The organism is Nonomuraea mangrovi (assembly GCF_042681425.1).
In the GTDB taxonomy this organism is placed as follows: domain Bacteria; phylum Actinomycetota; class Actinomycetes; order Streptosporangiales; family Streptosporangiaceae; genus Nonomuraea; species Nonomuraea mangrovi.
Window position 1 is genome coordinate 113,522 of sequence record NZ_JBHUFV010000021.1, and the last position, 22,002, is coordinate 135,523.

Genomic DNA, 22,002 nt, shown 5'->3' on the forward strand with positions numbered 1-22,002 from the left:
GGCCGTCGTAGCGATCTTCCTCGGAAAGCGGAACGCGGTCAGCCGTCCAGCAGCACGGGGAGGCTCGCCAGGCGCCACGACATGGGGAGCGGCTGCCGTTCCAGCTTCTCGGGAGCCACGGCGAGACGCAGGCGTGGAAAGCGCGACAGCAGCCCGCTGAAGGCCACCTCGCCCTCCTGGCGGGCCAGGGCCGCTCCCAGGCAGTAGTGCAGGCCGTGTCCGAAGCCCACGTGGACCTCGCGCCTGCTGTCGGGCTCCCGGGCGATGTCGAGCCTGTCGGGGTCGCCGAACCTGCGCGGATCGCCGTTCGCGCTGACGATCAGCGCCATCACGGGCTCGCCTCGCCTGACCACCGTGCCGCCGACCTCGACGTCCTCGGCGGCGTAGCGCATGCGCGTGCCGTGGACGGGTCCGCACCAGCGCATGAGCTCATGGACGGCGCGCGGCACCAGCGACGGCTCCGCGCGGAGTCTGGCGAGCTGGTCGGGATGGGTGAGCAGGGCGGCGGCGCCGTTCCCGATCAGGTGGGCGGTGGTCTCGTGGCCCGCGAGGACGAGCGTGAGCACCATGGTGATCAGCTCGGTGTCGGTGAAGCGGTCGCCGTCCTCGTCGTGGGCTCTGATCAGCCCGGTGAGCAGGTCGTCGGCGGGCTCGGCGCGGCGACGGGGGATGAGGTCGCGGATGTACTCGACGACGCCGACGAGCGGCTCGGCGAGGGCGCCGGGCTCCATCGTCGTCATGCGAGCGCCCCAGACCCTCCACTGGGCGCGGTCGGCCTCAGGGATGCCGACGAGCTCGCAGATGACGGTGATGGGAAGCGGGTAGGCGTACTCCTCGACGAGGTCGACCACGCGGTCGGTCGGCAGCGCGTCGAGGAGCTCGGCGCTGATCTCCTCCACCCTGGGCCGCAGTTCCGTCACCCGCCTGGCGGTGAAGGCGCGCGAGACCAGCCTGCGCAGCCTGAGGTGGTCGTCGCCGTCGAGATCGAGGATCCCGTCGGTGAGGTAGCGGGCGTATTCGGGCGGGACGCCTCTGGCCTGTGTCAGCTTCTCCCGCATGTCGGTGACCTCGGCGCCGGGCACGTTGCCGGGGTCGTTGACGAAGCGGTGGTCGCTCAGCACGGACTTGACGTCGTCGTACCGGGTGACCAGCCAGATCGGGGTGTCCTGCCCGGGGAAGGAGGCGCGGAGGACGGGCGCCTCCTCCCTGAGCTGGGCGAAACCCCTGTAGGGATCGGTCAGCAGGCCGGGGTCCATCAGGTTGACGGTCTTCATGAGCGCCTCTCGTGACCGGAAGGATGAATCTGGTCATCGAGTCAAACGTACGCTCGCCGCCGACCCCCTGCAAGGATCAGTTCATCGAGATGTGCACGTGGTCGTAGTGGTTGGCGGTGATGCTGCCTCGGTCGGACATCGCCCGCCAGCCGCTGCCGCTGTTGATGCGCTGCCGCCAGATCACGTACTTGATGCCCAGGCGGCTCTGGTTCTTCATCGCCCACGCGGCGACCTGGTCGCCGAGCGTCCTGTTGGCGGCCGTCGGAGTGGCGCCGCCCGAGCTCATCATGAAGTCGCAGGCGCGCCCGAGCGGATGCTCTCCGCTGCCGCCCGACCGGTAGCAGCCCACCTCGAACGGCAGCGCGAACGACTTCTTGATCGTGTCGCGCATGAGCCTGGTCCGCGGCGTGATGTTCTCCGAGCCCGTGGGCAGCTCGGGCGCCCAGCTTCCGTCGCTCTTGCGCCCCGGCCCCGTCGGCACGAGGCCCTGCAGCTTCTTCTCGATGTTCTTGATCATGCCCTCGGCCTCCTTCCGGTCGTCGGCGACCTGGTCGGCCTCCGTCTTGATCCGGTCGGCGAGCGCGATCGCGTCGGTGGCGGCCTGCTTCTTGGTGTCGCGGGCCGCGGCGACGCTCTTGACCACGGCATCCTGCTCGGCGCTCATCTGCTCGAGCAGCGCGGCGGTGTTGAGGTCGGGGGTGTAGAGCAGCATCGGCAGGTCGGGGGTGCTGGCCTGGTAGCGCATCTCGGTGATCTTGGAGGCCTCGGCTTCGGCCTTGGCCAGCGTCTGCTCGGCCGTCGCCAGCCGCTTCTTCGCCGTCTTGGCGGCCTTCCGGGCCTCGGCGAGCGAGACCCGCTTGGCGTTGTAGCGCTCGATGAGCTTGTCGACCTTGGTATTGAGCTCCTTCAACTCGGCGCGCAACGTGGGCTCGGACGGCTTGGGGGCAGCCGAGGCCGCCGTCGCGGAACCGATGATGAGGGACAGCGCGGCAAGAGCACCGCATGCGAAACGAGACGTGGGGGACGCCACGAACGATCCTCTCCGTCTGCCGGCCGGGTTAGCTGACGGGTTCGGGCGGGAGATGCGGCCCTACCACAGACGTGGATTCACCCCAGGTTCTTGGTGGGTCCCCGGCTCCCGGGCGACGCGCCCGGGATTAGGCATGTAACGGCTGTGAAAGCCGACGAAAAGGGATGTTAGTAGTAAACCAGCGGTAATGCGACCTAAATCGGACACCAAATCAGTGATCTACCTGAGCGCGCAGAAGCCGCGCGGCCTCCTCCGGCAGCACGTCGTTGACGAACGCCCCCATCGCCGACTCCGAGCCCGCGAGGTACTTCAGCTTCTCCGGGGCTCTGCGGATGCTGAACAGCTCCATGTGGAGATAGGCCAGGTCACGACCCCGCCGCACGGGGGCCTGATGCCAGGCGGCGACGTACGGCATGACCACGCCGAACAGGCCGTCGAGCGCTCTCAGCACACGGGTGTAGACGGGACCGAAGGCGGCGCGCTCCTCCTGGGTGAGGGCGGCCAGGTCGGGCACCTGGCGGTGCGGGTAGAGGTGGACCTCGAACGGGTAGCGGGCGGCGGCCGGCACGAACGCGGTCCACAGCTCGTTGCCGGCGACCACACGCTCGCCCGCGCGCTCCGCGGCGAGCACGTCGGCGAACAGGTTCGGCCGGCCCGCCGCGGCCGCCAGGTGCCGGCGGGTGCGCGGGGTCACGTACGGGTAGGCGTAGATCTGGCCGTGGGGGTGGGCCAGCGTGATGCCGATCTCGGCGCCCCTGTTCTCGAAGCAGAACACCTGCTCCACACCGGGGATCGCCGACAGCTCGGCCGTGCGGTCGGCCCATGCCTCCATGACCAGCTCCACCTGCTCGTCGGAGAGGGCGGAGAAGGAGGAGTCGTGGTCGGAGGTGAAGCAGACCACCTCGCAGCGCCCGACGCCAGGGCGCACCTCGCTCAGGCCGCCTGGATCGGTGTAGGAGCCCAGGTTGGTGGAGAAGCTGGGGAACCTGTTCTCGAAGACGACCACGTCGTAGTCCGGCGCGGGGATCTCGGTCGGCATCCCGGGCCTGGTCGGGCACAGCGGGCACTCGTTGGCCGGAGGCAGGAAGGTACGGGTCTGCCGGTGGCCCGCCATCGCCACCCACTCCTCGGTGAGCGGGTCGTAGCGCAGCTCGGAGGCGACCGGCCTGGGCGGCAGCTCGCGCTCGTCGATCGCGCTCCTGTCGGCGTCGTCGCGCCGATCGAAGTAGATCAGCTCCCGGCCGTCGGCCATGTGCGCGATGGTGCGCTTCACTTCGTTTCCTCCGCGATGATCAGTTCTCCCGCCCGCTCGGCCAGCTCCGCGCGGGCCTCCTCCGGCAGGTTCGCGTCGCTGATGACGACGTCGGCCTCCGACAGTTCCGCGATCGTGCTGATGCCGACCGTGCCCCACTTGGTGTGGTCTGCGGGGACCACCAGGCGGTGGGCGGAGGCCACCAGCTCCCTGTCGGTCTCCGACTCCAGCAGGTTCGGGGTGGTGAACCCCGCTCTCGTGCTCATGCCGTGCACGCCGAGGAAGAGCGTGTCCACGTGCAACCGCCTGATCGCCGCGACGGCGACGGGCCCGACGAGGGCGTCGGAGGGCGTGCGGACGCCGCCGGTCAGCACGACCGTGCGGTCGGCGCGCGGGCTGCGGTGGAAGACGTCGGCCACGGGGATGGAGTTGGTGATGACGGTCAGGTCCGGCACATCGACCAGGTGGTGGGCCAGCGTCCATGTGGTCGTGCCCGCCGACAGGGCGACGGCCGTGCCGGGACGGACGAGCGTGGCGGCCCTGCGGGCGATCGCGTCCTTCTCCGGCTGCTGGCGCATCGACTTGGCGGCGAAGCCGGGCTCCTCGGTGGAGCCTGGGCCGTTGATCGTGGCGCCGCCGTGGACCTTCTCCAGCAGGCCTCGCTCGGCGAGCGCCTCCAGATCCCTGCGTATGGTCATGTCGGAGACGCCGAGCTCGCGCACGAGGTCGGCCACCCGGACTCCGCCGCTGCGGCGGACGCGCTCCAGGATCGCCTGCTGTCGCTGTGGTGCGAGCACGTACCCCTCCTTCCAACAGATTCCACCAAATTATGACACATCTATGTTGAAACATGGGGAGTGGGATCCGGCAAAGCCCTTGTCGCGAGAGACGCGTTCGCGAGAGGTTGGGATCATCACGTGAGGAGGTAAATCATGGCCAAGCGCGCACGCAAGACCAAGGCCCGCAAGAAGAAGGCGGCCAACCACGGCAAGCGCCCCAACGCTCGCTGAGGTAGGACATCGGGTACTGCTCGTACCCGATGTTCATCCCTCCTGCGGGCCCCGCGAAAGGCCCGGACGCGAAACGGTGTGACAGGCCGTCGGAGGCCTGCGCGTCACGGTGACCGGCGCGGTTACCGGCTTCCACCGGCGGCGGTCGCCATAGTGTGACGCATGATGTCGCGTGGACTGCGGATCCTCATCGGCCTCGCGGCCGCGATGATCGTGCTCGCGGGTCTCAGGAGCGTCAGCGCGATCGTGGGCCCCGCCTTCCTTGCCCTCACGCTGACGATCGCGGTCAGCCCGCTGCGTTCATGGCTGAAGCGGCGCGGCGCGCCCCCATGGGTGCTGATGACCGTGCCGCTGCTGGTCGTCCTGCTGGTCCTGCTGGCGTTCGTGAGCTCGCTTGTCGTCTCGATCGCACAGCTGGCCGGCCTGCTGCCCACCTACACCGACGAGTACAACGCGATGGCCGCGGGGGTCACGCGGTGGCTCGGCACCTTCGGCATCACCCCTGACCAGATCAGCGCCGCGGTCAAGGCGCTGGACCCCAGCAAGCTCGTGCCGCTCGTGCAGGGCTTCCTGTCCAGTCTGCTCGGCGTCGTGTCCGCCTTCGTGCTGATCCTCCTGCTGGTGTACGGCATGAGCCTGGACGCGGGGCCCACCCAGACGGCCGTCCGCAAGCTGGAGGGAACCAGGCCCGACCTGGTGCGCGCGCTGACCGACTTCACCAGGAGCACCTGCCGCTATCTCGTGGTCTCCAGCATCTTCGGCCTTGTCGTGGCCGTGCTCGACGCGGGTGCGCTGTGGCTGCTCGGCGTGCCGCTGCCGCTGCTGTGGGGGCTGCTGGCCTTCATCACCAACTACATCCCCAACATCGGCTTCATCCTCGGGCTCGTCCCGCCCGCCCTGCTGGCCCTGCTGGACTCGGGCTGGGTCACCATGGTGTGGGTGATCGTCGTCTACAGCGTGCTCAACTTCGTCATCCAGTCGGTGATCCAGCCGAAGTACGCGGGGGAGTCGGCGGGCCTGTCGACCACCGTGACGATGCTGTCGCTGCTGGTGTGGTCGGTCGTGCTCGGCGTGCTCGGCGCCATCCTCGCCGTGCCGCTCTCCGCGCTGGCCAGGGCCCTGCTCGTCGACGCGGACCCTGGCACCCGCTGGGCGATCCCGCTGGTCAGCGGAGAAGCCCGGGAAGAGCGGACGACACGGCCCGGTGGAACGTCGGGTAAGCGTAGATCATCTGGCTGAGCCGTTCGACCGGGATCCTCGCGTGGACGGCCAGCGTCAGCATGGCGAGCACCTCGCCGCCGCACGGACCCGCGCTCGTGGCCCCGACCAGGACCCCGTCGGCGGCGACCAGCTTGACGAACCCCTCCGCCCGCGCGATCCAGCCGCGCGTCGAGGCCGCCAGGTCGGTGAAGGACACCCTGACGTCGAGCCCCCGCTCCCTGGCCTGCGCCTCGGTCAGCCCCACCGCGCCCACCTCCGGGTCGGTGAACGTCACCCTCGGCACCGCGTGATACTCCGCCTCGTGGACGGGCTCGCCGAGGATCTGCCTGACGATGATGTCGGCGTGGTACACCGACATGTGCGTGAACGCGCCCTTGCCGACCGCGTCACCCAGCGCCCAGACCCCTTCGGCGACGCGCATCCTCTCGTCCACCGGGACCGCCTTCGCGCTCTCGTCCAGCCCGATCGCGCCGACGCCCAGAGCCGCGAGGTCGACCCTGCGGCCCGTGGTCACCAGCAGCCTCTCGGCCGCGACCCCCGCGAGAGTGAAACGGCCGTCCGCGTAGCCAACCTCGTCGACCTTCACGCTCGTGCGCACCCCGATGCCCTCGTCGGTGAACACCTTCTCCACCAGCGCGCTCGCCTCGGGCTCCTCCGTGGACAGCAGCCTGTCGGCCCCCTCCAGCACCGTCACCTCGGCGCCGAACCGCGAGAACACCTGCGCCAGCTCGACGCCGATCGCGCCGCCGCCGAGCACGACGAGCGAGTCGGGGACCGTCTCGGTCTCTATCGCCTCGTGGTTGGTCCAGTACGGCGTGCCGTCCAGCCCCCTGATCGGCGGTATGGCGGGCTGTGACCCGCCGGCGATCACGATGCCCCGCGACGCCCTGATGACCTGCTCGCCCACGGTCACCTCGTCCGGCCCCGTGACGCGCCCGTGTCCTCTGACCAGGATGCCGCCCTTGGCCGTGAACCGGTCGGCGGCCACCTTGTCGTTCCAGTCGTCGGTCGCCTCCTCGCGGATCCTGCGCGCGACGGGGGCCCAGTCGGGCGCCAGACCTCCTGCCGCCACCTCGTTCGCGGCGGTGACCATCATCTTGGAGGGGATGCAGCCCCAGTAGGGGCACTCACCGCCGACCAGGTTCGCCTCGACCCCCGCGACCTTCAGCCCCGCCTCTGCCAGTCGCCCCGCCGCGTCCTCGCCACCGGGACCCATGCCCAGCACGATCACATCGACATCCATCAACCCACGCTAGCCCTTCCCCCTGAACCGCCCAAGGGTCACCGCGTCTCCGCGAGCGTCGGCGCCGCCCCTGGGAGGACGGCACGACCGCCGATCGAGGCCATCGCCGGCTACGAGAGCCGGATGCGCGAGTACGGCTTCGCGCCGTCCGCGACTCCCTCAGGGCCGCCGAGCAGTTCGCCGGCGAGAACGCGATGGCCAGGATCGGCATCAGGACCTTCCTTCGCACGGCCCCGTGCTTCCCCTCGATCAGGCGGAAGGCGTCCGGATGACGGGCAGCGCCGACAGCGACTGCGAGATCCGCTCCTCGGGCAGGGCGAAGTCCTCCATCCCGCCCGCCAGGTAGCGGTCGTAGGCCGCCAGGTCGAAGTGACCGTGCCCGCACAGCGCGGTCAGGATGACCTTCTCCTCCCCGCTCTCCTTGCAGCGCAGCGCCTCGGCGATCGTCTCGGCCAGCGCGTGCGTCGGTTCGGGGGCGGGCACGATGCCCTCGGTCCTGGCGAAACGGACCCCCGCCTCGAAGCATTCGGTCTGGGACTTGGCGACCGCCTCGAACAGCCCCAGCTCGTACATGTGCGACAGCAGCGGCGACATCCCGTGGTAGCGCAGCCCGCCCGCGTGGATCGGATCGGGGACGAAGTCGTGCCCGAGTGTGTGCATCTTCAGCAGCGGCGTGAACCCCGCCGTGTCGCCGAAGTCGTAGGCGTAGACCCCACGGGTGAACGAGGGGCAGGCCTCGGGCTCGACCGCCCGCAGCACCGGCGCGATCCTGCCCGCCAGCTTCTCGCGCAGGAACGGGAAGACAAGGCCGGCGAAGTTCGAGCCGCCGCCCGTGCAGCCGATGACGACGTCGGGCATCTCAGGCAGCTGCTGGAGCGCCTCCTCACCGATGACGGTCTGGTGCATCAGCACGTGGTTGAGCACCGAGCCGAGCGCGTAGCGGGTGTCGTCCGACGCGCCGGCCACCTCGACCGCCTCGCTGATCGCGATGCCCAGGCTGCCCGGCGAGTCCGGATCGTCGGCCAGCACCTTGCTTCCCGCTCCGGTCAAGGGCGAGGGGCTGGCGTGCACGGTCGCGCCGTACACCTGCATGAGAGAGCGCCGGTAGGGCTTCTGGTCGTAGGAGGCGCGCACCATCCACACCTCGCACTCGAGCCCGAACTGGGCGCAGGCGAAGGCCAGCGACGAGCCCCACTGCCCCGCGCCCGTCTCGGTGGTGAGGCGGCGGACGCCCTGCTTGGCGTTGTAGTAGGCCTGCGGCACCGCGGTGTTGGGCTTGTGCGAGCCCGCAGGCGAGACGCCCTCGTACTTGTAGTAGATGCGGGCGGGCGTGCCGAGGGCCCTCTCCAGGCGGTGGGCCCGCATCAGCGGCGTCGGCCGCCACAGCCGGTAGACGTCGAGCACCTCCTGCGGGATCTCGACGAACCTGTCGGTGCTCACTTCCTGGGCGATCAGGTCCATCGGGAACAGCGGCGCGAGATCCTCCGGTCCCACCGGCCGCATCGTGCCAGGGTGCAGCGGCGGCGGGGGCGGGGCGGGCAGGTCGGGAACGATGTTGTACCAGTGGCTGGGCGTCATCAACCCATACTGAACCCGTCCACCCCGGCGTTCCAGCGGAATCCGGCCACGGCTTGCGGCACGACCGCGACGGGTCGGCCGCGCAGGTGAGGACGGTCACCGCGCGGCCGCCGCCGACCGAGGGTCAGTCCTTGAGACTGCGGTCGAGGAAGTCCAGCTGGAACAGCAGGAGGTTCTCGGCGACCGCCTCCTGCGGCGTCATGTGCGACACCCCCGACAGCGGAAGCACGGCGTGCGGGCGGCCCGCCTCCAGCAGCGCGCTGGACAGGCGGAGCGTGTGCGCGGCGAACACGTTGTCGTCGGCGAGGCCGTGGACGAGCAGCAGGGGCCTGCTCAGCTTGGGCGCGTCCCCGATGAGCGTGCTGCGGTCGTAGGCTGCGGCGTCCTGGTCGAGATAGCGCTCCTGCCAGTGGGTGTCGTACAGGCGGGCGTCCGTGACCGGCGCGCCCGCGACGGCGGCGTGGAAGACCTCGGGATGGCGCAGGACGGCGGCCGCGGCCAGGTAGCCGCCGAACGACCAGCCCCTGATGCCCACCCTGCCGAGATCGAGGTCGGGGTGGGCCGCGGCGGCCGCGCGCAGGGCGTCGATCTGGTCCTCCAGCGCGTGGCTGAGCTTGTCGCCCTTGATCGTCCGCTCCCACACGGGACCCCTGGCGGGCGTGCCCCTTCCGTCGGTCACCAGGACGGCGTAGCCCTGGTCGGCGAACCACTGCGAGACCAGGTAGTCGTCCAGCACGGCGGTCGCGCGGCTGCCGTGCGGCCCGCCGTACGGGTCGAGGAGGACGGGCAGCCGAGCGGATCCCTCGACATGGCCCTTCGGGAACAGCAGGGCCGAGCGCAGCTCGCGCTCGCCGAGGCGCAGCAGCGTGACCCGCGGGCGCAGCGCGGGTGTGGCCGCCACGGAGGCGATCTCGTGCTCACCGGCGCGGACGCGCACGCCGTGCCGGTCGAGCGTGCGGGAGACGACGACGGTCGTACCGCCCGCGCGCACGCCCGTGTGGACGCCGGGCTCGGTCGTGAGCCTGGTCAGGGTGCCGTCGTAGGCGTACAGGTGGCGTTCGGTCGGCTCGTCCGTCGCCTGGAAGAGGACGGTGTCGCCGTCCACGCCCAGCACCGCGACGACCTGCAGCCCGCGCGGGGTGACGGGCGCGTCGCCGACCACCAGGTGGCGGGTGTCGCCGACGTCGGCGGTGCGGACGAGCGCGCCGCCGGCGGTACGGGCGGGCACGCCGGCCACGAGCTCCACCCACGCCGTGTCGGTGTCCTCGTGCACCGCCGTGGTCTCGCCCGTGGGCGCGACGGACAGGATCCTGGTCGTGCGCTGGTCGCGACTCTGCACCTGCACGAGCAGGTCGTGGGCGGTCCAGGCGACACGGGCGACGTACTCGAAGGCCGCGCGGTCCCACCGCACCTCGATCCTGCCGCCGTCCATGGAGACCAGCCAGAGCGAGACGTCCGCGTTCGGCGTGCCCGCCCTCGGATAGGCCATGACGCGCGGCGGGCTCGCCGGGTTGGCGGGGTCGGCGACGTGCCAGCGCTCGACGGGCGTGTTGTCGACCCGGGCGGCCAGCAGCACGGCGCCGTCCGGCGACCACCAGTGGCCCCGGTGGCGGTACATCGACTCGGCGGCGACGTGCTCCGGCAGGCCCCAGGTCACCTCGGGCCCGTCGGGGTCGACCGACAGGCCGCCCCCCACCACCCGCAACGCGCCGTCGGCGACGTAGGCGACCCTCGTGCCGGTCGGGTCCAGACGCGGGTCCGAGCCCTCGCAGCCGAGGTCCTTGACCGCCCCGCTGTCCAGCTCCACCAGGTACAGCCGGCCGTTGAGCGTGTAGACCGCCTTGGTGACGGCGGCGTCGGTGGCATAGGCGGTGATGCCGCCCGAGTACTCGCGGGTGCGCTCCCTGTGGGCGCGCTCGGCCTCGGACGGCTCGGCGTCGGGCAGCGCGCCGGGGTCGACGACGAGGCGCTCCTCGCCCGCATCCACATCGAACGTCCAGAGCCGGTTGACCGGGTCCTCGGCGCCGAGCGAGCGCAGGAAGACCACCCGTCGCCCGTCGGGGGAGACGGTGAAGTCGCGGGGGGTCCCATGGCGGAATCTGGCGGTTCTGGCGTACTGGCGGGGAAAGGTCATGATCCTGAGTATGGCCCTACTCATGCGATCGCCACGGCCGCGGAGCACGTTGGGCGCATGAACCCCATCGCGCGCATCGTGGACGACGTGGAGCAGCTCGCGGCCAGGGCGGAACGCCTGGTGGCTCAGGGGCAGGTGCCCGTCTCGGCCATCGAGCGGCTCCTCGGCGAGGGAGTCGCCAGGGGCGCGCCGCTGTACGAGCGCATCATCGGGGTGGCGGCCGGCTCCCGGGACGCCACCTTCCTCGCCAGAGGAGCCAGGGCCGTCACCTCTGTCGCGCGGATCTCCGCCGGCACCCCCGGCACGGGCTTCATGGTCTCGCCCAGGCTGCTGCTCACCGCCCATCACGTGCTGCCCACGCCGTCCTCGGCGCTCGGCGTGATCGCGGAGTTCGGCGCAGGGCCGGGCGCCGGCGACCGGCCGCAGCCGCCGGCCAGGTTCCGGCTCGACCCGGACGGCTGCTTCCTCACCGACGAACGCCTCGGTTACACCCTCGTCCTGGTGAAGGCCGGGACAGACGGGACGGAGGCGGGAGCGCTGTTCGGCTGGAACCCCCTCATCGCCCAGCAGGGCAAGATCGTCGCAGGAGAGTCCGTGAACGTGGTCGGCCACCCGCCCGGCAGGCCGAAGGAGATCTCCATCAGGCACAACGAGCTGCGCGAGCAGTCCGAGCTGCGCCTGCTGTACACGACCGGCGCCGAGCCTGGCAGCCCAGGTTCGCCGGTCTTCAACGACCAGTGGGAGGTCGTCGCGCTGCACCACGCCGCGCTCGACGATCCGCAGGGCGGGCAGGGCAGGGCGTCGAACACGGGTGTGCGGGTCAGCGCCATCCTGGCCCACCTGGCGGGGCGCGAGGTGGCCGCCGAGGTGCGGGTCCTGCTCGCCGAGATGGGGCCCGCCGCCGGGCTGGGCCCGCCCGCCGTAGCCGGGCGGCCCGTTCCCGCCCCTGCCTGCACGGGTCTCGTGGCGCGGCCCACCGCCTTCGGCGGCGGAAGGCATCTGCTGTTCCTGCCCGGCACGGGCCAGGAACGCCTCGATCCCACGGCGACGCGCAGGCGGTGGACGGCCGGGCTGAACAAGGGCCTCACGCTCGCCGACCTGCCCACCCTCGACCCGGGCGACGTGTGGCTTCCCACCTACGCCGACCGGCTCGCCGAGCCGGCCCCCGAGGCGCCCGCCTCGCCCACCGCGCGGCTGCTGTACGAGCAGCTCGTCGGCGAGGCGGCCATGATGGCGGGGATGCCGCAGGACTCCCGGCGCGAAGGCCTGCTCACCGGCCTGCACGGGGCGCTGGCCTGGCTGGCCTCCGCCACCAACCTTGACAAGGCGCTCATCGCCTGCGTCTTCCGCGACGTCGCGACCTACCTCGACGATCACGCTGTACGGCGCCGCGTCCTCGACGCCGTCCTCGGCACGGTGCCGCGCTCGGGCCCGCTCGTGGTCGTGGCGCACGGTCTCGGCAGCGTCGTGGCCATGGACCTCATGGCCTCGCTCCCCGCACGGGTGCGGGTGCCGCTGCTCGTCACCGCGGGCAGCCCGCTCGGCCTCGACGCCGTGCACCGCAACCTGCTGGCGGGCGGCACCTCCCGGCCACCCGGGGTCGGGGCGTGGCTCAACGCCTGGTGCCCTTCCGACCCCGTGTGCATCGGCTGCCCGCTCGGCGACGACTGGAAGTGCCAGGTGGACGAGCGCGCGGTGGACAACCCGTTGCAGCGCGCCCACGACGTGGAGGAATACCTCTCTCACCCGGCCATCGCGCGCACCGTCTCCGCCGCCTTGGGATGATGTTCGCCCGAATGCCCGCACAACAGACGGACAGGGGCGCGATGCTCAAGCCAGGAGATCCGGTACGGCTCGGGCCGTACAGGCTGCTCGACCGGCTGGGTGAGGGCGGCCAGGGCGCGGTCTACCTCGCGGAGACGGGCGACGGCGAGCGCGTCGCGGTCAAGCTGCTGCACGCGCGCCACGCCGACGGCCCCGACGTGCGCGCCCGCTTCCTGCGCGAGATCGAGCTGGCCAGGCAGGTGGCGGAGTTCTGCACCGCGCGGGTCCTCGACGCGGGCGAGAGCGACGGCGCGCCGTACGTGGTCAGCGAGTACATCGACGGTGTCTCCCTGCAGAAGAGCGTCGAGCGGGAAGGCCCGCGCTCGGGCGCGGCGCTGCACAGGATCGCGGTCGGCACCGCCACCGCGCTCGCCGCCATCCACCAGGCGGGCATCGTCCACCGCGACTTCAAACCGGCCAACGTGCTGCTCGGACCCGACGGGCCCAGGGTCATCGACTTCGGCATCTCGCGGGCGCTCGACACCATGGGCACCACGACCAGCGGCGTCGTCGGCACACCCACCTACATGTCGCCCGAACAGATCGGCGGGCAGCGGGTCGGCGCCGCCTCCGACGTCTTCAGCTGGGCGGCAACGATGGTGTTCGCCGCGACGGGACGGCCCCCCTTCGGCCACGACAGCATCCCCGCCGTCCTGCACCGCATCCTGACGGCCGAGCCCGACCTGTCGGCCATCCCGGACGAACTGCGGCAGCTCCTGGCCCACTGCCTGACCAAGGACCCCGCGGCGCGCCCCTCCGCCTCCCAGGCGATGCTGGCCCTCATCTCCCACCGCTCCGCGCCCCCGGGGGCCGCCCACTCTCCCCACCGGACCGACCCGCTCGGCCAGGGTCTCGACACGGTCCCGAGCAGGGCCAGGAGGAAGGTCGCCTACGGCGTGGCCGCCGTCGCCTGCGCGGCCGTCGTGACGGGAGCCGCGATCGCGGTGCCGTCGTGGCTGAGCGCGGACCCGCCCGTCCCCACCGTCACCTCGGCCACGACCGTCAGCCCTTCGCCCGCAGGCGTGACCACGGCGCCGACCTCCACCGCCGGACCCGGGCCCACCCCCACCGCGGCCCCCTCACCCCCGAGGTTCTCCGCCGACGCGGTCGGCAAGGCGCTCGGCACGCTGCGCGGCCACACCGACGACGTCGAGACCGTCGCGACGACCTCCGTGGGCGGCAGGCAGGTCGTGGTATCCGGCTCCCGCGACCGCACGGTCCGCCTGTGGGATCTGGCCACCCGCCGACCCCTGGCCAGACTGTCGGGCCACACCAACTGGGTGCGCAAGGTCGCCGTCACCGACCTGGACGGCGACAGGATCGCCGTCTCCGGGAGCGACGACGGCACCGTCAGGCTGTGGGACCTGGCACGGCGCAAACCTCTCGGCCGGCCCATCGACCAGGGCGAACCCGTGTTCTCCCTGGCGGTCGCGCAGGACGACGGGCGACCCGTGGCGATCACCGGAGGCCGCGACGGCTCCGTGCGCGTCTGGGACCTGTCCACGCGCAAGGAGATCGGCAAGAGGAGAAAGGGCCACTCGGGCGCCGTCTTCTCCGTCGCCGCCGCAGGCGCCGAGTTCTTCACGGCGGGCGCCGACGGCGAGGTGAAGCGCTGGAGCCTCCACAGCGGGGAAGGCGAGAGCGTCACGACCCACACGGGGCAGGCCTCCGTCGTCGAGACCGCCACCCTCGACGGCGGAACCGTCGTGCTGTCCGGCGGCGGAGACCAGGAGGTGTGGGTGGACGAGCCGACGGGCGGCGAGCGGCGCCTGCCGTACCTGGGGCACTCGGGCTGGGTCTACTCGATCGCCGTGGCCGAGGTGGCGGGCAGGACCCTCGTGGTCTCGGGCGGCAACGACGGCACCGCCAGGGTCCACGACCTGGCCACGGGCAAGGACGTGGGCAGGCCTTTCAAGGACCACGACCACAACGTGTTCGGCCTGGCGACCGCCGTGCTCGGCGGCAGGACGGTCGTCGTGAGCGCGGGAGGCGACGACACCCTGCGCGTGTGGCGGCTCACCTGAGCGGCGGGCCCACCTGACGGCTACTGGACGGGAACCTGGAGATCGCGGAAGTCGGCGATCTTGACCTTGAGCGTCCTGGCCGCGTCGGGGAGGGCGAACAGCCCCCAGAACTCGCGGCGCGAGGCCGGCGGCCAGCGCCAGGATCCGGGTGCGCATGGCGGGGACGGCCCCATGCCCGAGATCTTCGCGATGCCGCATCCTCTGGGCGACCGCCATCAGCCGGCCGCACCGGCGATCACGGCAACGGCTTCGACCTCGACCAGCTGATGGTTGTAGCCGAGCACGCTCACCCCGAGCAGGGTGCTGGGCACGTCGTGCTCACCCATGTACTCCCGGTACACCTCCCACGCCTGGACCAGGTCGTCCTGCCGGGACGAGGCCACGTACACCGTCGTCTTGACGACATCGGTCAGCGAGGCGCCCGCCCCTTCCAGCGCGGTCACGAGATTGCGCATCACCTGATGGGTCTGGCCCGCGTAGTCCCCGATCGCGACGGTCTCACCGTCGAGATCAAGAGGACAGGCCCCCGCGACCCAGACGGACCGCACAGGTGCGTCGACCACCGCGGCGTAGGCGTAGTCGACGGTCGGCCCGAGCCGGTCGACACGGATCAATCGAACACTTGCCGTCATTGAATGCCTCTCACAGAGAAATGCTGTTCCGGCCGGCTCGGAGAGCGGCCGAGGATCGCGGCGATCTCGTCCGGACGCGATCCGCCCGATCACCTGACCCGCGGCACGAAGGCCACTCCGGCCGGCCCCGATGTCCAGGGCCCAGGCCACGTCCGCCTTCGCCGCATCCCAGGAACGCGCCACATAGCCGAAGAGGTCGGAGCCTTCGTCGTTCGTAGGCGTCGACATATAATCTACATACGCTTATCGTCTGTCAATGGGTATCTTGGAGCACGTGTCAGACCGTCACGACCTCGCTGCGATGCTGCAGCCCTTGGTGCGCTCGCTCATCGCCGCGGAACTGCCCGTGCTGGCCGAGCACGGGATCTCCATGTGGGGCTACTCCGTGCTCAGCGCGCTGGACGGCAGCGCGGTGCGCACCCAGGCCGCCCTGGCGGAGTCGATCGGGGCCGACAAGACGCGCATCATCACCACGCTGGACCGGCTCCAGGAGGCGGGACTGATCTCCCGCGTGCCGGACCCCGGCGATCGTCGCGCGAGACTGCTCGAGATCACCGAGGAAGGCAGGAGAGTCCGCCGGGCGGTGCAGGCCGACATCCACTCCAACGAAGACCGCCTGCTGGCAGGGTTGCCCTCGGCTGATCGCGATGCCTTCCTGCGCGCCGTGCGGATGCTGTCGGAGCTGTCTCGCGAAGAGATCATCGGAGACCGGTGAGAGGTCCGGCCAGCGCCGGGTGGCGCGGGTCGTCGGCCTTGACCACCACGTCGGCCGACCGTGCGGGCGCCACCTCGCGCTCGTAGCGCTCGTAGGCGGGCAGCCGCCAGGCCTGCGCCGGGTCGCAGCGCCGTACCAGGGCCGCCTTCGACAGCCACAGGTGAACGCTCAGCTCGGCCGGCAGGCCGCGCCCCAGCAGCAACGTGCCGTCCAGCAGCAGCACCCCGCCCTCAGGGAGCGTCTCGTACGGCGCGCGCGTCGCCCTGTCGGTCTCGCTGTTCCACAGGGAAGGCACGAACCTGCCGGAACCGCCCGGCGACAGCGGCTCCAGCACCTCCCTGCGCAGCCCCTCCTCGTCCAGCCAGTCGTCGTAGAAGGCGTCAGGGTCGGTCCTGCCGTACTCCAGGCGCAGCGAAGCCGCCCTGAGGAAGTCGCCGGCCGACACCCGGCGCGCCGCCCTGCCACGCACCCGCAGCGGCTCGACCAGCTCGTCGGCCAGCAGATCAGGCCGCGCGGCCGGCGCGCCGTCGACCAGCACCCGCACCCACGCGTCCCGCGGACGCGCCGCGACCAGCTCGGCCAGCTCCTCGACGAGCAGCGCGGGCGAGATCGGCCGCACCTACAGGGCCCGCCGCAGCTCGGCCTCGGTGTGGCGCCTGTTGTAGGGCGCCGTGTCCGGCTCGAACCTGCGGCCCTCGGCCAGCGGCCCCGCGTCCACCACATCGAACCCGAACGCGTCCGTCAGCTCGGCCACCACCCGCTTGGCCTCCTCGTCGTCGCCCGCGATCGGCAGCGCCCGCCTGCCCTGCGCGCCCTTCGGCAGGCCCTGCGTGGCCAGGTCGCGGTAGTAGATGGTGTTGAACGCCTTCACCACCCTGGCGCCCTTCAGATGCGCGGCCAGCAGTTCGCTGCTCGTCGTCTCGCCGGAGTCCAGCTCGGCGACATGGCCGTCTCTGGCGGCGTAGTAGTTGTTGGTGTCGATCACGATCGAGTCGACCTGCGGCACCTCGCGGTAGCGCCCGAACGGGATCGTCACCACGACCACGTCGCCCGCCCGCGCCGCCTCCTCCGCCGTACCCGCTCTCGCCCTCGGCCCCAGCTCCTCGACGAGACCGGCGAGGGTCTCGGGGCCGCGTGAGTTGCTGAGGACCACCTCGTGGCCCGCGTCCACAGCCAGCCTGGCCAGCGTGCCGCCGATGAAACCGCTGCCGATCAGTCCGATAACCATGGACGCGGCAACGCCCCCGCGCCGCCACGCTATTCCGGCCTGGATCCTCCCCGCTCGGCACGCAGCGCGGCCCACACCGGATCCCCAGGGTGATGTCCGCCTCGCACTCGCAAAGGGAATGAAAAGCGCGTCGGGGACGCGTCGGGCACGGGAGATCGAAAAGAATTCCTGAAGATCGCGAAAGGCCAGGTCTCCCATGCGGGTGACCTGGCCTTTCGCCTCTCTGAGCGGACGACGGGAATCGAACCCGCGTAGCTAGTTTGGAAGACTAGGGCTCTACCATTGAGCTACGTCCGCGCGAGCCGGTCGAAGTCTGGTCTAGACTTCATCCGGTCGTCAGGGCGTAAGCGTACCGGAGTCCCGGAGCGCATGCGTAACCGACGTCGCGGGGCGTGGCGCAGCTTGGTAGCGCGCCTGCTTTGGGAGCAGGAAGTCGCAGGTTCAAATCCTGTCGCCCCGACTTCTGTACCTGCGAGAAGGCCACTCCACACGATCGGGAGTGGCCTTCTGGGTGTCTTCGCATCATGACTGAAGCCGTCATCCAACTCAGTGATCGGAACCAGGCCGTGCCGCCGTCTCCGGCGAAAGCCGCGCGATGGGCGAGAGCCCACTGGCGGAAGGTGCGGGGCGGTGTCCCTGTCACCTGCTCCACTGTCGGGTAGATCTGGGTGTTCGAGCTGCGGCGCGCCCCTGCGTCACCGGGCCAGCAGCCGCTCGACCCTGACGTGCACGTGCGGGTGGGTCGCCATCAGTGAGCCCTTGCGCGTACGGCAGGCGACCAGCCCCAGCGCGGGCACCCCTCGCCGCAGATCCGTCAGCGGGATCCCGTCCGCCTCGTGGATCTTGAGCAGCGCCGAGGCCAGCAGCCCCGGCTGTCCGAGCAGGTCGGCGGCGGCTCGGTCGGCGGCCAGCTCGCGCGCCCTGCTGAGCGCCCGCAGCGGCAGGTGCGCCACGAAGCTCGCCAGCCCCAACGCGCCCGCGCCCAGCAGCACGCTCAGCCCGATCAGCAGGCCGAAGGGGAACTCCTCGAAGAACAGCCCGGGGGCCTCCAGCGCCGTCCGTCCTGTGGTCTTGGCGATCCACGCCATGAAGATGGCGAACGAGCTCGCCAGCGTCATGACGGCCACGTCGCGGTGCTGGATGTGGGCCATCTCGTGCGCGAGCACGGCGGCGAGCTCGTCGGGCGTCAGCCGCTCGCGGAGCCCGCGGGTGACGATGATGGTCGCGCCGCGCCGCGACCTGCCGACCGTGTACGCGTTGGGAGCGGGTGAGGGGCTGAGCGCCAGCCGCGGCTTGTCCTGCCCCGTCAGCGCGCACAGCCGATCGAGGACGGCGTGCAGTTCGGGCTCCTGCTCGGCACTGACGAACCGGGCCCCGGTGATCCGCCTGGCCACGCGTTCGGTCGACAGCCACTGCACCAGCAGGACGGCGCCCGCGATGCCGGCCACGGCGTAGAGGGGGACGCCGGCGAGCACGAGGCCCGCGAGAACGGCGCCGTAGACGGTGGCGAGCAGGGCCATCGGCACGAGCATGCGCATGGGGCGACCTCCAGTCTCCATTCAGGACCGGAAGGTCTTCCTCGCCTCAAGGGCCGCCTGGCCGGGCGGATCGCCGTGATGACGACCAGGCTGTTGAGAGGTACTCCCCTTCGTTGCGAAAAGGATACGAAATCAGGAACCGGTGTGGAAGAGCGCCCACACCGCTTTGCCGCCGCCGTCGAGGCAGTCCCAGCCCCAGCATTCGCTGTAGGTCTCGACGATGTAGAGGCCGCGCCCGTTCTCGGAGATGAAGTCGGGCTCTTTCGGCGTGGGCACCTCGTCGCTGGGATCGGCGACGGCCAGCAGCACGTGGGGGGCGGCGCGCATCAGCAGGAGCGTGATGTGGCGGTTGCCTCTGGCGTACCTGACGGCGTTGGTGACCAGCTCGGAGACCACGAGCGCGGCGTCGTCGCCGAGTTCGGAAAGGCCCCAGTCGTCGAGGGTCGAGCGCGTCACGTCCCTGGCCGTGCGGACCGAGTCGGCCCTGAAGGGGAGGGGGCATGCGGTGGTGCCCGGCTGCTCGGCACGCAGAAGGCGGTCAAAGCCGACCTCGCGGGTGATCTGCAGGCAGGTGGCAGTGGCCAGAGGGTCCTCCACCATCCCGCCAATACCTCCACTAATCCTGAAATTAGTGCATATGTCGGTGATTGCCACCTATATGCACTCGACCATCATGGGTCACTACAAGCGGCGCTGCAAGACCCAAATGCACGTGCAGCTGCAATGTGCAATCGCCGCGTGGTTACTGGCATTGCGGACACAAGGCTGAGACCTTGTCATGGGGCCTGTAACTAGTGACACTGTGTGCGGACCGAAGAGGAGGCATTGTGACGCAGAACCCGCCGGGCTCGGGGCCAACGGCTCTGCGCATCCTCCTGGGCTCCCAGCTTCGCCGGCTGCGGGAGTCGCGCGGCGTGACGCGGGAAGAGGCGGGACACCTCATCAGGGGCTCCGAATCCAAGATCAGCCGTATGGAGCTGGGCCGCGTCGGGTTCAAGGAGCGCGACGTCGCGGATCTACTCACCTTGTACGGCGTGGCGGAAGAAGGCGCCCGCAAGGCCGTCCTCGACCTGGTGACCACGGCCAACGAGCCGGGCTGGTGGCACCGCTTCAACGACCTGCTGCCCTCGTGGTTCCAGGCCTATGTCGGCCTCGAGGAGGCCGCGGCCCGCATCAGGACCTACGAGGTCCAGTTCGTCCCCGGTCTGCTGCAGACCAAGGAGTACGCCAAGGCGGTCATCACCGCCGGTTCCGCGGGCGTCAGCGGCGACGAGATCGCTCGCAGGGTCGACCTGCGCCTCGAACGCCAGCGCGTGCTCGAGCGCCCCGGCGGCCCAATCCTCTGGGCGGTGATCGACGAGGCCGCGCTGCGCCGCCCCATCGGCGGCGCCGAGGTGATGAAGGCCCAGCTGGAGCACCTGATCGACCTGATGCGCCAGCCCACCATCACCATCCAGGTCATGCCGTTCGACTTCGGCGGACACAGCGCGGAGGGCGGCGCGTTCAGCATCCTGCGCTTTCCCGACCACGACCTGCCCGACGTCGTCTACGTCGAGCAACTCGCCAGCGCCCTCTATCTCGACAAGCGCGAGGACGTCGACCGCTACACCGAGGTCATGGAGCGCCTGTGCGCGGTCAGCACCACTCCTGACGAGACCGTGGACCTCCTGAACAAGATCAAGGACGAGATCTGACCGTCTGTTCGTCGTGCTTGGGTGCGCTTCTGCCCTAGACTGGCGTGCGGCGTTGGACATTCGCCGGTGCGAGCATGCCCAACACCGATCATGTGGGCGCGGCGCGTGAGCCGCAGAGATCTGTACGCGCCCGCGAACACTCAAAGCTTGATCAAGGAGACCACCCCGTGAAGACCGCTGTCGAGGAGCTCAGCCCGACTCGGGTGAAGCTCACCGTCGAAGTGCCGTTCGACGAGCTTGGCCCGAGCATGCAGGCGGCGTACAAGAAGGTCGCGGAGCAGGTGCGCGTCCCCGGCTTCCGCCCCGGCAAGGTTCCGGCCCGCATCATCGAGCAGCGCTTCGGCCGCGCGGTGGTGCTCGAGGAGACCCTCAACGACGCGGTGCCGAAGCTGTACGGCCAGGCCGTCGACGAGGTCGACCTGTTCCCGGTCAGCCAGCCCGACATCGAGGTCACCAAGATCGAAGACGGTGAGCAGATCGAGTTCACCGCCGAGGTCGACGTCAGGCCCAACTTCGAGGTGCCCGACTACGCCGGCATCGAGGTGACCGTCCCGACCGCCGAGGTCAGCGACGAGGACGTCAACGCCCAGCTCGACGCGCTGCGCCAGCGCTTCGCCACGCTGACCGGCGTCGAGCGCCCGGCCGCCAAGAACGACTTCGTCGTCATGGACCTGCGCGCCGAGATCGACGGCGTCAACCTCGAGGAGCAGCAGGCCAACGAGGTCTCCTACGAGGTCGGCGCGGGCTCGGTCCTGCAGGGCCTGGACGACGCCCTCGAGGGCATGTCCGCCGGCGAGGAGAAGACCTTCCGCACCGAGCTCGTCGGTGGTGAGAACGCCGGCGAGGAGGCCGACGTGATCATCAACGTCAAGTCGGTCAAGGAGAAGGTCCTTCCCGAGCTCGACGACGAGTTCGCCCAGCTGGCCAGCGAGTTCGACACGCTCGAGGAGCTCAAGGACAGCGTCCGCGAGCAGGCCCGCCGCAACAAGCTGGTCGACCAGGTCGTCCAGTCCCGCGAGCTGGCCCTCGACGCCCTGCTGGAGCAGATCGACATCCCGATCCCCGACAGCGCCCTCAAGGCCGAGGTCGACGCCCGCAAGCACAACCTCGACCACCAGATCGCCGAGAGCGGCCTGAGCCGCGACGCCTACTTCCGCCTCTACCAGACGACGGAAGACGAGCGCCTCGCCGAGTTCGAGACCAGCTCCGTCAAGGCCATCAAGACCGGCTTCGTCCTCGACAAGATCGTCAAGGCCGAGGAGCTGGGCGTCAACGAGCAGGAGCTGACCAACTTCGTGGTCCGCCGCGCCATGCAGATGGGCGTCGCTCCGAACACGCTGGCCCAGCACCTCGCCGACAACGACCAGCTCACGCTGGCCATGGTCGAGATCGTCCGGGACAAGGCCAAGACGGTCGTCGGCGACGCCGCCAAGGTCGTCGACGAGGCCGGCAACGAGGTCGACCTCAAGGCCATCTACACCGAGATCAACGGCGAAGAGGCCACCGAAGAGGCTTCCGAGAACGAGGAGTAAGCTCTCTCTCGTCTCACGAAACCCCCGTTTCCGCTCGCGCGGGACGGGGGTTTCGCCGTTTTCGGGGCAGGCA

General features: G+C 70.6%; 20 protein-coding genes, 2 tRNA genes and 1 riboswitch. Of the genes, 8 read left to right on the forward strand and 14 right to left on the reverse strand.

What is annotated here, in order from left to right; translation table 11 throughout:
* Positions 1–38 precede the first annotated feature (38 nt).
* The 4 genes from ACFSKW_RS14020 to ACFSKW_RS14035 all read right to left on the reverse strand — a co-directional run bounded on the left by ACFSKW_RS14020 (position 39) and on the right by ACFSKW_RS14035 (position 4,353).
* Positions 39–1,274, reverse strand: coding sequence for a cytochrome P450 family protein (locus ACFSKW_RS14020; protein ID WP_379572656.1), 1,236 nt, complete (start codon positions 1,272–1,274; stop codon positions 39–41).
* A 76-nt stretch (positions 1,275–1,350) separates the two neighbouring features.
* A complete protein-coding gene (locus tag ACFSKW_RS14025) occupies positions 1,351–2,304 on the reverse strand; it encodes a coiled-coil domain-containing protein (protein WP_379572657.1) in 954 nt (317 codons plus the stop codon).
* Between the two features lie 3 nt (positions 2,305–2,307).
* A riboswitch (cyclic di-AMP (ydaO/yuaA leader) is annotated at positions 2,308–2,448 on the reverse strand.
* Between the two features lie 67 nt (positions 2,449–2,515).
* Positions 2,516–3,577 (reverse strand): galactose-1-phosphate uridylyltransferase, encoded by a 1,062-nt coding sequence (gene galT / locus ACFSKW_RS14030; protein ID WP_379572658.1) that lies wholly within the window; start codon positions 3,575–3,577, stop codon positions 2,516–2,518.
* Positions 3,574–4,353 carry a DeoR/GlpR family DNA-binding transcription regulator gene (locus ACFSKW_RS14035; protein ID WP_379572659.1) on the reverse strand — a complete coding sequence of 260 codons (780 nt, stop codon included), beginning with the start codon at positions 4,351–4,353 and terminating at the stop codon, positions 3,574–3,576. Before ACFSKW_RS14035 ends, galT begins: the two co-directional genes overlap by 4 nt.
* Before the next feature lie 135 nt (positions 4,354–4,488).
* On the opposite strand from ACFSKW_RS14035, the gene ACFSKW_RS14040 reads away from it, so the two are divergent.
* Both ACFSKW_RS14040 and ACFSKW_RS14045 read left to right on the forward strand, forming a co-directional pair.
* A complete protein-coding gene (locus tag ACFSKW_RS14040) occupies positions 4,489–4,566 on the forward strand; it encodes a 50S ribosomal protein bL37 (protein ID WP_376773285.1) in 78 nt (25 codons plus the stop codon).
* 162 nt (positions 4,567–4,728) lie between these two features.
* Positions 4,729–5,805, forward strand: coding sequence for an AI-2E family transporter (locus ACFSKW_RS14045; protein ID WP_379572660.1), 1,077 nt, complete (start codon positions 4,729–4,731; stop codon positions 5,803–5,805).
* Here ACFSKW_RS14045 and ACFSKW_RS14050 read toward each other — a convergent pair.
* The 3 genes from ACFSKW_RS14050 to ACFSKW_RS14060 form a co-directional block, all read right to left on the reverse strand.
* Entirely contained in the window at positions 5,732–7,030 is a 1,299-nt protein-coding gene (locus ACFSKW_RS14050) for a dihydrolipoyl dehydrogenase family protein (protein WP_379572661.1), read from the reverse strand. The genes ACFSKW_RS14045 and ACFSKW_RS14050 overlap by 74 nt on opposite strands.
* Before the next feature lie 249 nt (positions 7,031–7,279).
* A complete protein-coding gene (locus ACFSKW_RS14055) occupies positions 7,280–8,608 on the reverse strand; it encodes a TrpB-like pyridoxal phosphate-dependent enzyme (protein WP_379572662.1) in 1,329 nt (442 codons plus the stop codon).
* Between the two features lie 124 nt (positions 8,609–8,732).
* Entirely contained in the window at positions 8,733–10,742 is a 2,010-nt protein-coding gene (locus tag ACFSKW_RS14060; RefSeq protein ID WP_379572663.1) for a S9 family peptidase, read from the reverse strand.
* Between the two features lie 57 nt (positions 10,743–10,799).
* On the opposite strand from ACFSKW_RS14060, the gene ACFSKW_RS14065 reads away from it, so the two are divergent.
* Together ACFSKW_RS14065 and ACFSKW_RS14070 are read left to right on the forward strand one after the other, a co-directional pair.
* Positions 10,800–12,527 (forward strand): trypsin-like serine peptidase, encoded by a 1,728-nt coding sequence (locus ACFSKW_RS14065; protein ID WP_379572664.1) that lies wholly within the window; start codon positions 10,800–10,802, stop codon positions 12,525–12,527.
* Positions 12,528–12,538: 11 nt separating this feature from the next.
* Positions 12,539–14,590, forward strand: a complete 2,052-nt coding sequence (locus ACFSKW_RS14070) for a WD40 repeat domain-containing serine/threonine protein kinase (protein WP_379572665.1) — start codon at positions 12,539–12,541, stop codon at positions 14,588–14,590.
* Between the two features lie 20 nt (positions 14,591–14,610).
* Here ACFSKW_RS14070 and ACFSKW_RS14075 read toward each other — a convergent pair whose 3' ends face one another.
* Together ACFSKW_RS14075 and ACFSKW_RS14080 are read right to left on the reverse strand one after the other, a co-directional pair.
* Positions 14,611–14,763: a hypothetical protein gene (locus ACFSKW_RS14075; RefSeq protein ID WP_379572666.1), complete on the reverse strand. Its 153-nt coding sequence runs from the start codon at positions 14,761–14,763 to the stop codon at positions 14,611–14,613.
* A gap of 42 nt (positions 14,764–14,805) precedes the next feature.
* On the reverse strand, positions 14,806–15,222 hold the full coding sequence (locus ACFSKW_RS14080; RefSeq protein WP_379572680.1) for a RidA family protein: 417 nt from the start codon (positions 15,220–15,222) through the stop codon (positions 14,806–14,808).
* Between the two features lie 274 nt (positions 15,223–15,496).
* Here ACFSKW_RS14080 and ACFSKW_RS14085 point away from each other — a divergent pair, with 274 nt between their 5' ends.
* Positions 15,497–15,937, forward strand: coding sequence for a MarR family winged helix-turn-helix transcriptional regulator (locus ACFSKW_RS14085; protein WP_379572667.1), 441 nt, complete (start codon positions 15,497–15,499; stop codon positions 15,935–15,937).
* On the opposite strand, the gene ACFSKW_RS14090 is transcribed toward ACFSKW_RS14085, so the two are convergent.
* The 3 genes from ACFSKW_RS14090 to ACFSKW_RS14100 form a co-directional block, all read right to left on the reverse strand.
* The gene (locus ACFSKW_RS14090) at positions 15,921–16,556 is read right to left on the reverse strand and encodes a nucleoside/nucleotide kinase family protein (RefSeq protein ID WP_379572668.1); all 636 of its coding nucleotides are present in this window, start codon (positions 16,554–16,556) and stop codon (positions 15,921–15,923) included. The genes ACFSKW_RS14085 and ACFSKW_RS14090 overlap by 17 nt on opposite strands.
* Positions 16,557–17,165, reverse strand: a complete 609-nt coding sequence (locus ACFSKW_RS14095; RefSeq protein ID WP_379572669.1) for an NADPH-dependent F420 reductase — start codon at positions 17,163–17,165, stop codon at positions 16,557–16,559.
* A gap of 226 nt (positions 17,166–17,391) precedes the next feature.
* Positions 17,392–17,462, reverse strand: a tRNA-Gly gene (locus ACFSKW_RS14100).
* A gap of 89 nt (positions 17,463–17,551) precedes the next feature.
* Between ACFSKW_RS14100 and ACFSKW_RS14105 the strand changes: the two genes are divergently transcribed.
* Positions 17,552–17,625 (forward strand) — tRNA-Pro (locus tag ACFSKW_RS14105).
* Between the two features lie 235 nt (positions 17,626–17,860).
* Here ACFSKW_RS14105 and ACFSKW_RS14110 read toward each other — a convergent pair.
* Both ACFSKW_RS14110 and ACFSKW_RS14115 read right to left on the reverse strand, forming a co-directional pair.
* Positions 17,861–18,703: a M48 family metalloprotease gene (locus tag ACFSKW_RS14110; RefSeq protein WP_379572670.1), complete on the reverse strand. Its 843-nt coding sequence runs from the start codon at positions 18,701–18,703 to the stop codon at positions 17,861–17,863.
* Positions 18,704–18,835: 132 nt separating this feature from the next.
* Entirely contained in the window at positions 18,836–19,303 is a 468-nt protein-coding gene (locus tag ACFSKW_RS14115; protein WP_379572671.1) for an ATP-binding protein, read from the reverse strand.
* 227 nt (positions 19,304–19,530) lie between these two features.
* Here ACFSKW_RS14115 and ACFSKW_RS14120 point away from each other — a divergent pair, with 227 nt between their 5' ends.
* Complete coding sequence (locus ACFSKW_RS14120) at positions 19,531–20,397, forward strand: helix-turn-helix domain-containing protein (RefSeq protein WP_379572672.1); 867 nt, start codon at positions 19,531–19,533, stop codon at positions 20,395–20,397.
* A gap of 167 nt (positions 20,398–20,564) precedes the next feature.
* Positions 20,565–21,929, forward strand: a complete 1,365-nt coding sequence (tig, locus tag ACFSKW_RS14125) for a trigger factor (protein ID WP_379572673.1) — start codon at positions 20,565–20,567, stop codon at positions 21,927–21,929.
* Positions 21,930–22,002 lie beyond the last annotated feature (73 nt).

Bases quoted from the DNA above. Each gene is read 5' to 3' on its own strand.
- ACFSKW_RS14020 (WP_379572656.1), bottom strand. From the start codon at position 1,274: ATGAAGACCGTCAACCTGATGGACCCCGGCCTGCTGACCGATCCCTAC.
- ACFSKW_RS14110 (WP_379572670.1), bottom strand. From the start codon at position 18,703: ATGCGCATGCTCGTGCCGATGGCCCTGCTCGCCACCGTCTACGGCGCC.
- ACFSKW_RS14070 (WP_379572665.1), top strand. From the start codon at position 12,539: ATGCCCGCACAACAGACGGACAGGGGCGCGATGCTCAAGCCAGGAGAT.
- ACFSKW_RS14060 (WP_379572663.1), bottom strand. From the start codon at position 10,742: ATGACCTTTCCCCGCCAGTACGCCAGAACCGCCAGATTCCGCCATGGG.
- ACFSKW_RS14055 (WP_379572662.1), bottom strand. From the start codon at position 8,608: ATGACGCCCAGCCACTGGTACAACATCGTTCCCGACCTGCCCGCCCCG.
- ACFSKW_RS14115 (WP_379572671.1), bottom strand. From the start codon at position 19,303: ATGGTGGAGGACCCTCTGGCCACTGCCACCTGCCTGCAGATCACCCGC.
- ACFSKW_RS14050 (WP_379572661.1), bottom strand. From the start codon at position 7,030: ATGGATGTCGATGTGATCGTGCTGGGCATGGGTCCCGGTGGCGAGGAC.
- ACFSKW_RS14040 (WP_376773285.1), top strand. From the start codon at position 4,489: ATGGCCAAGCGCGCACGCAAGACCAAGGCCCGCAAGAAGAAGGCGGCC.
- ACFSKW_RS14080 (WP_379572680.1), bottom strand. From the start codon at position 15,222: ATGACGGCAAGTGTTCGATTGATCCGTGTCGACCGGCTCGGGCCGACC.
- ACFSKW_RS14095 (WP_379572669.1), bottom strand. From the start codon at position 17,165: ATGGTTATCGGACTGATCGGCAGCGGTTTCATCGGCGGCACGCTGGCC.
- ACFSKW_RS14065 (WP_379572664.1), top strand. From the start codon at position 10,800: ATGAACCCCATCGCGCGCATCGTGGACGACGTGGAGCAGCTCGCGGCC.
- ACFSKW_RS14075 (WP_379572666.1), bottom strand. From the start codon at position 14,763: ATGGGGCCGTCCCCGCCATGCGCACCCGGATCCTGGCGCTGGCCGCCG.
- ACFSKW_RS14045 (WP_379572660.1), top strand. From the start codon at position 4,729: ATGATGTCGCGTGGACTGCGGATCCTCATCGGCCTCGCGGCCGCGATG.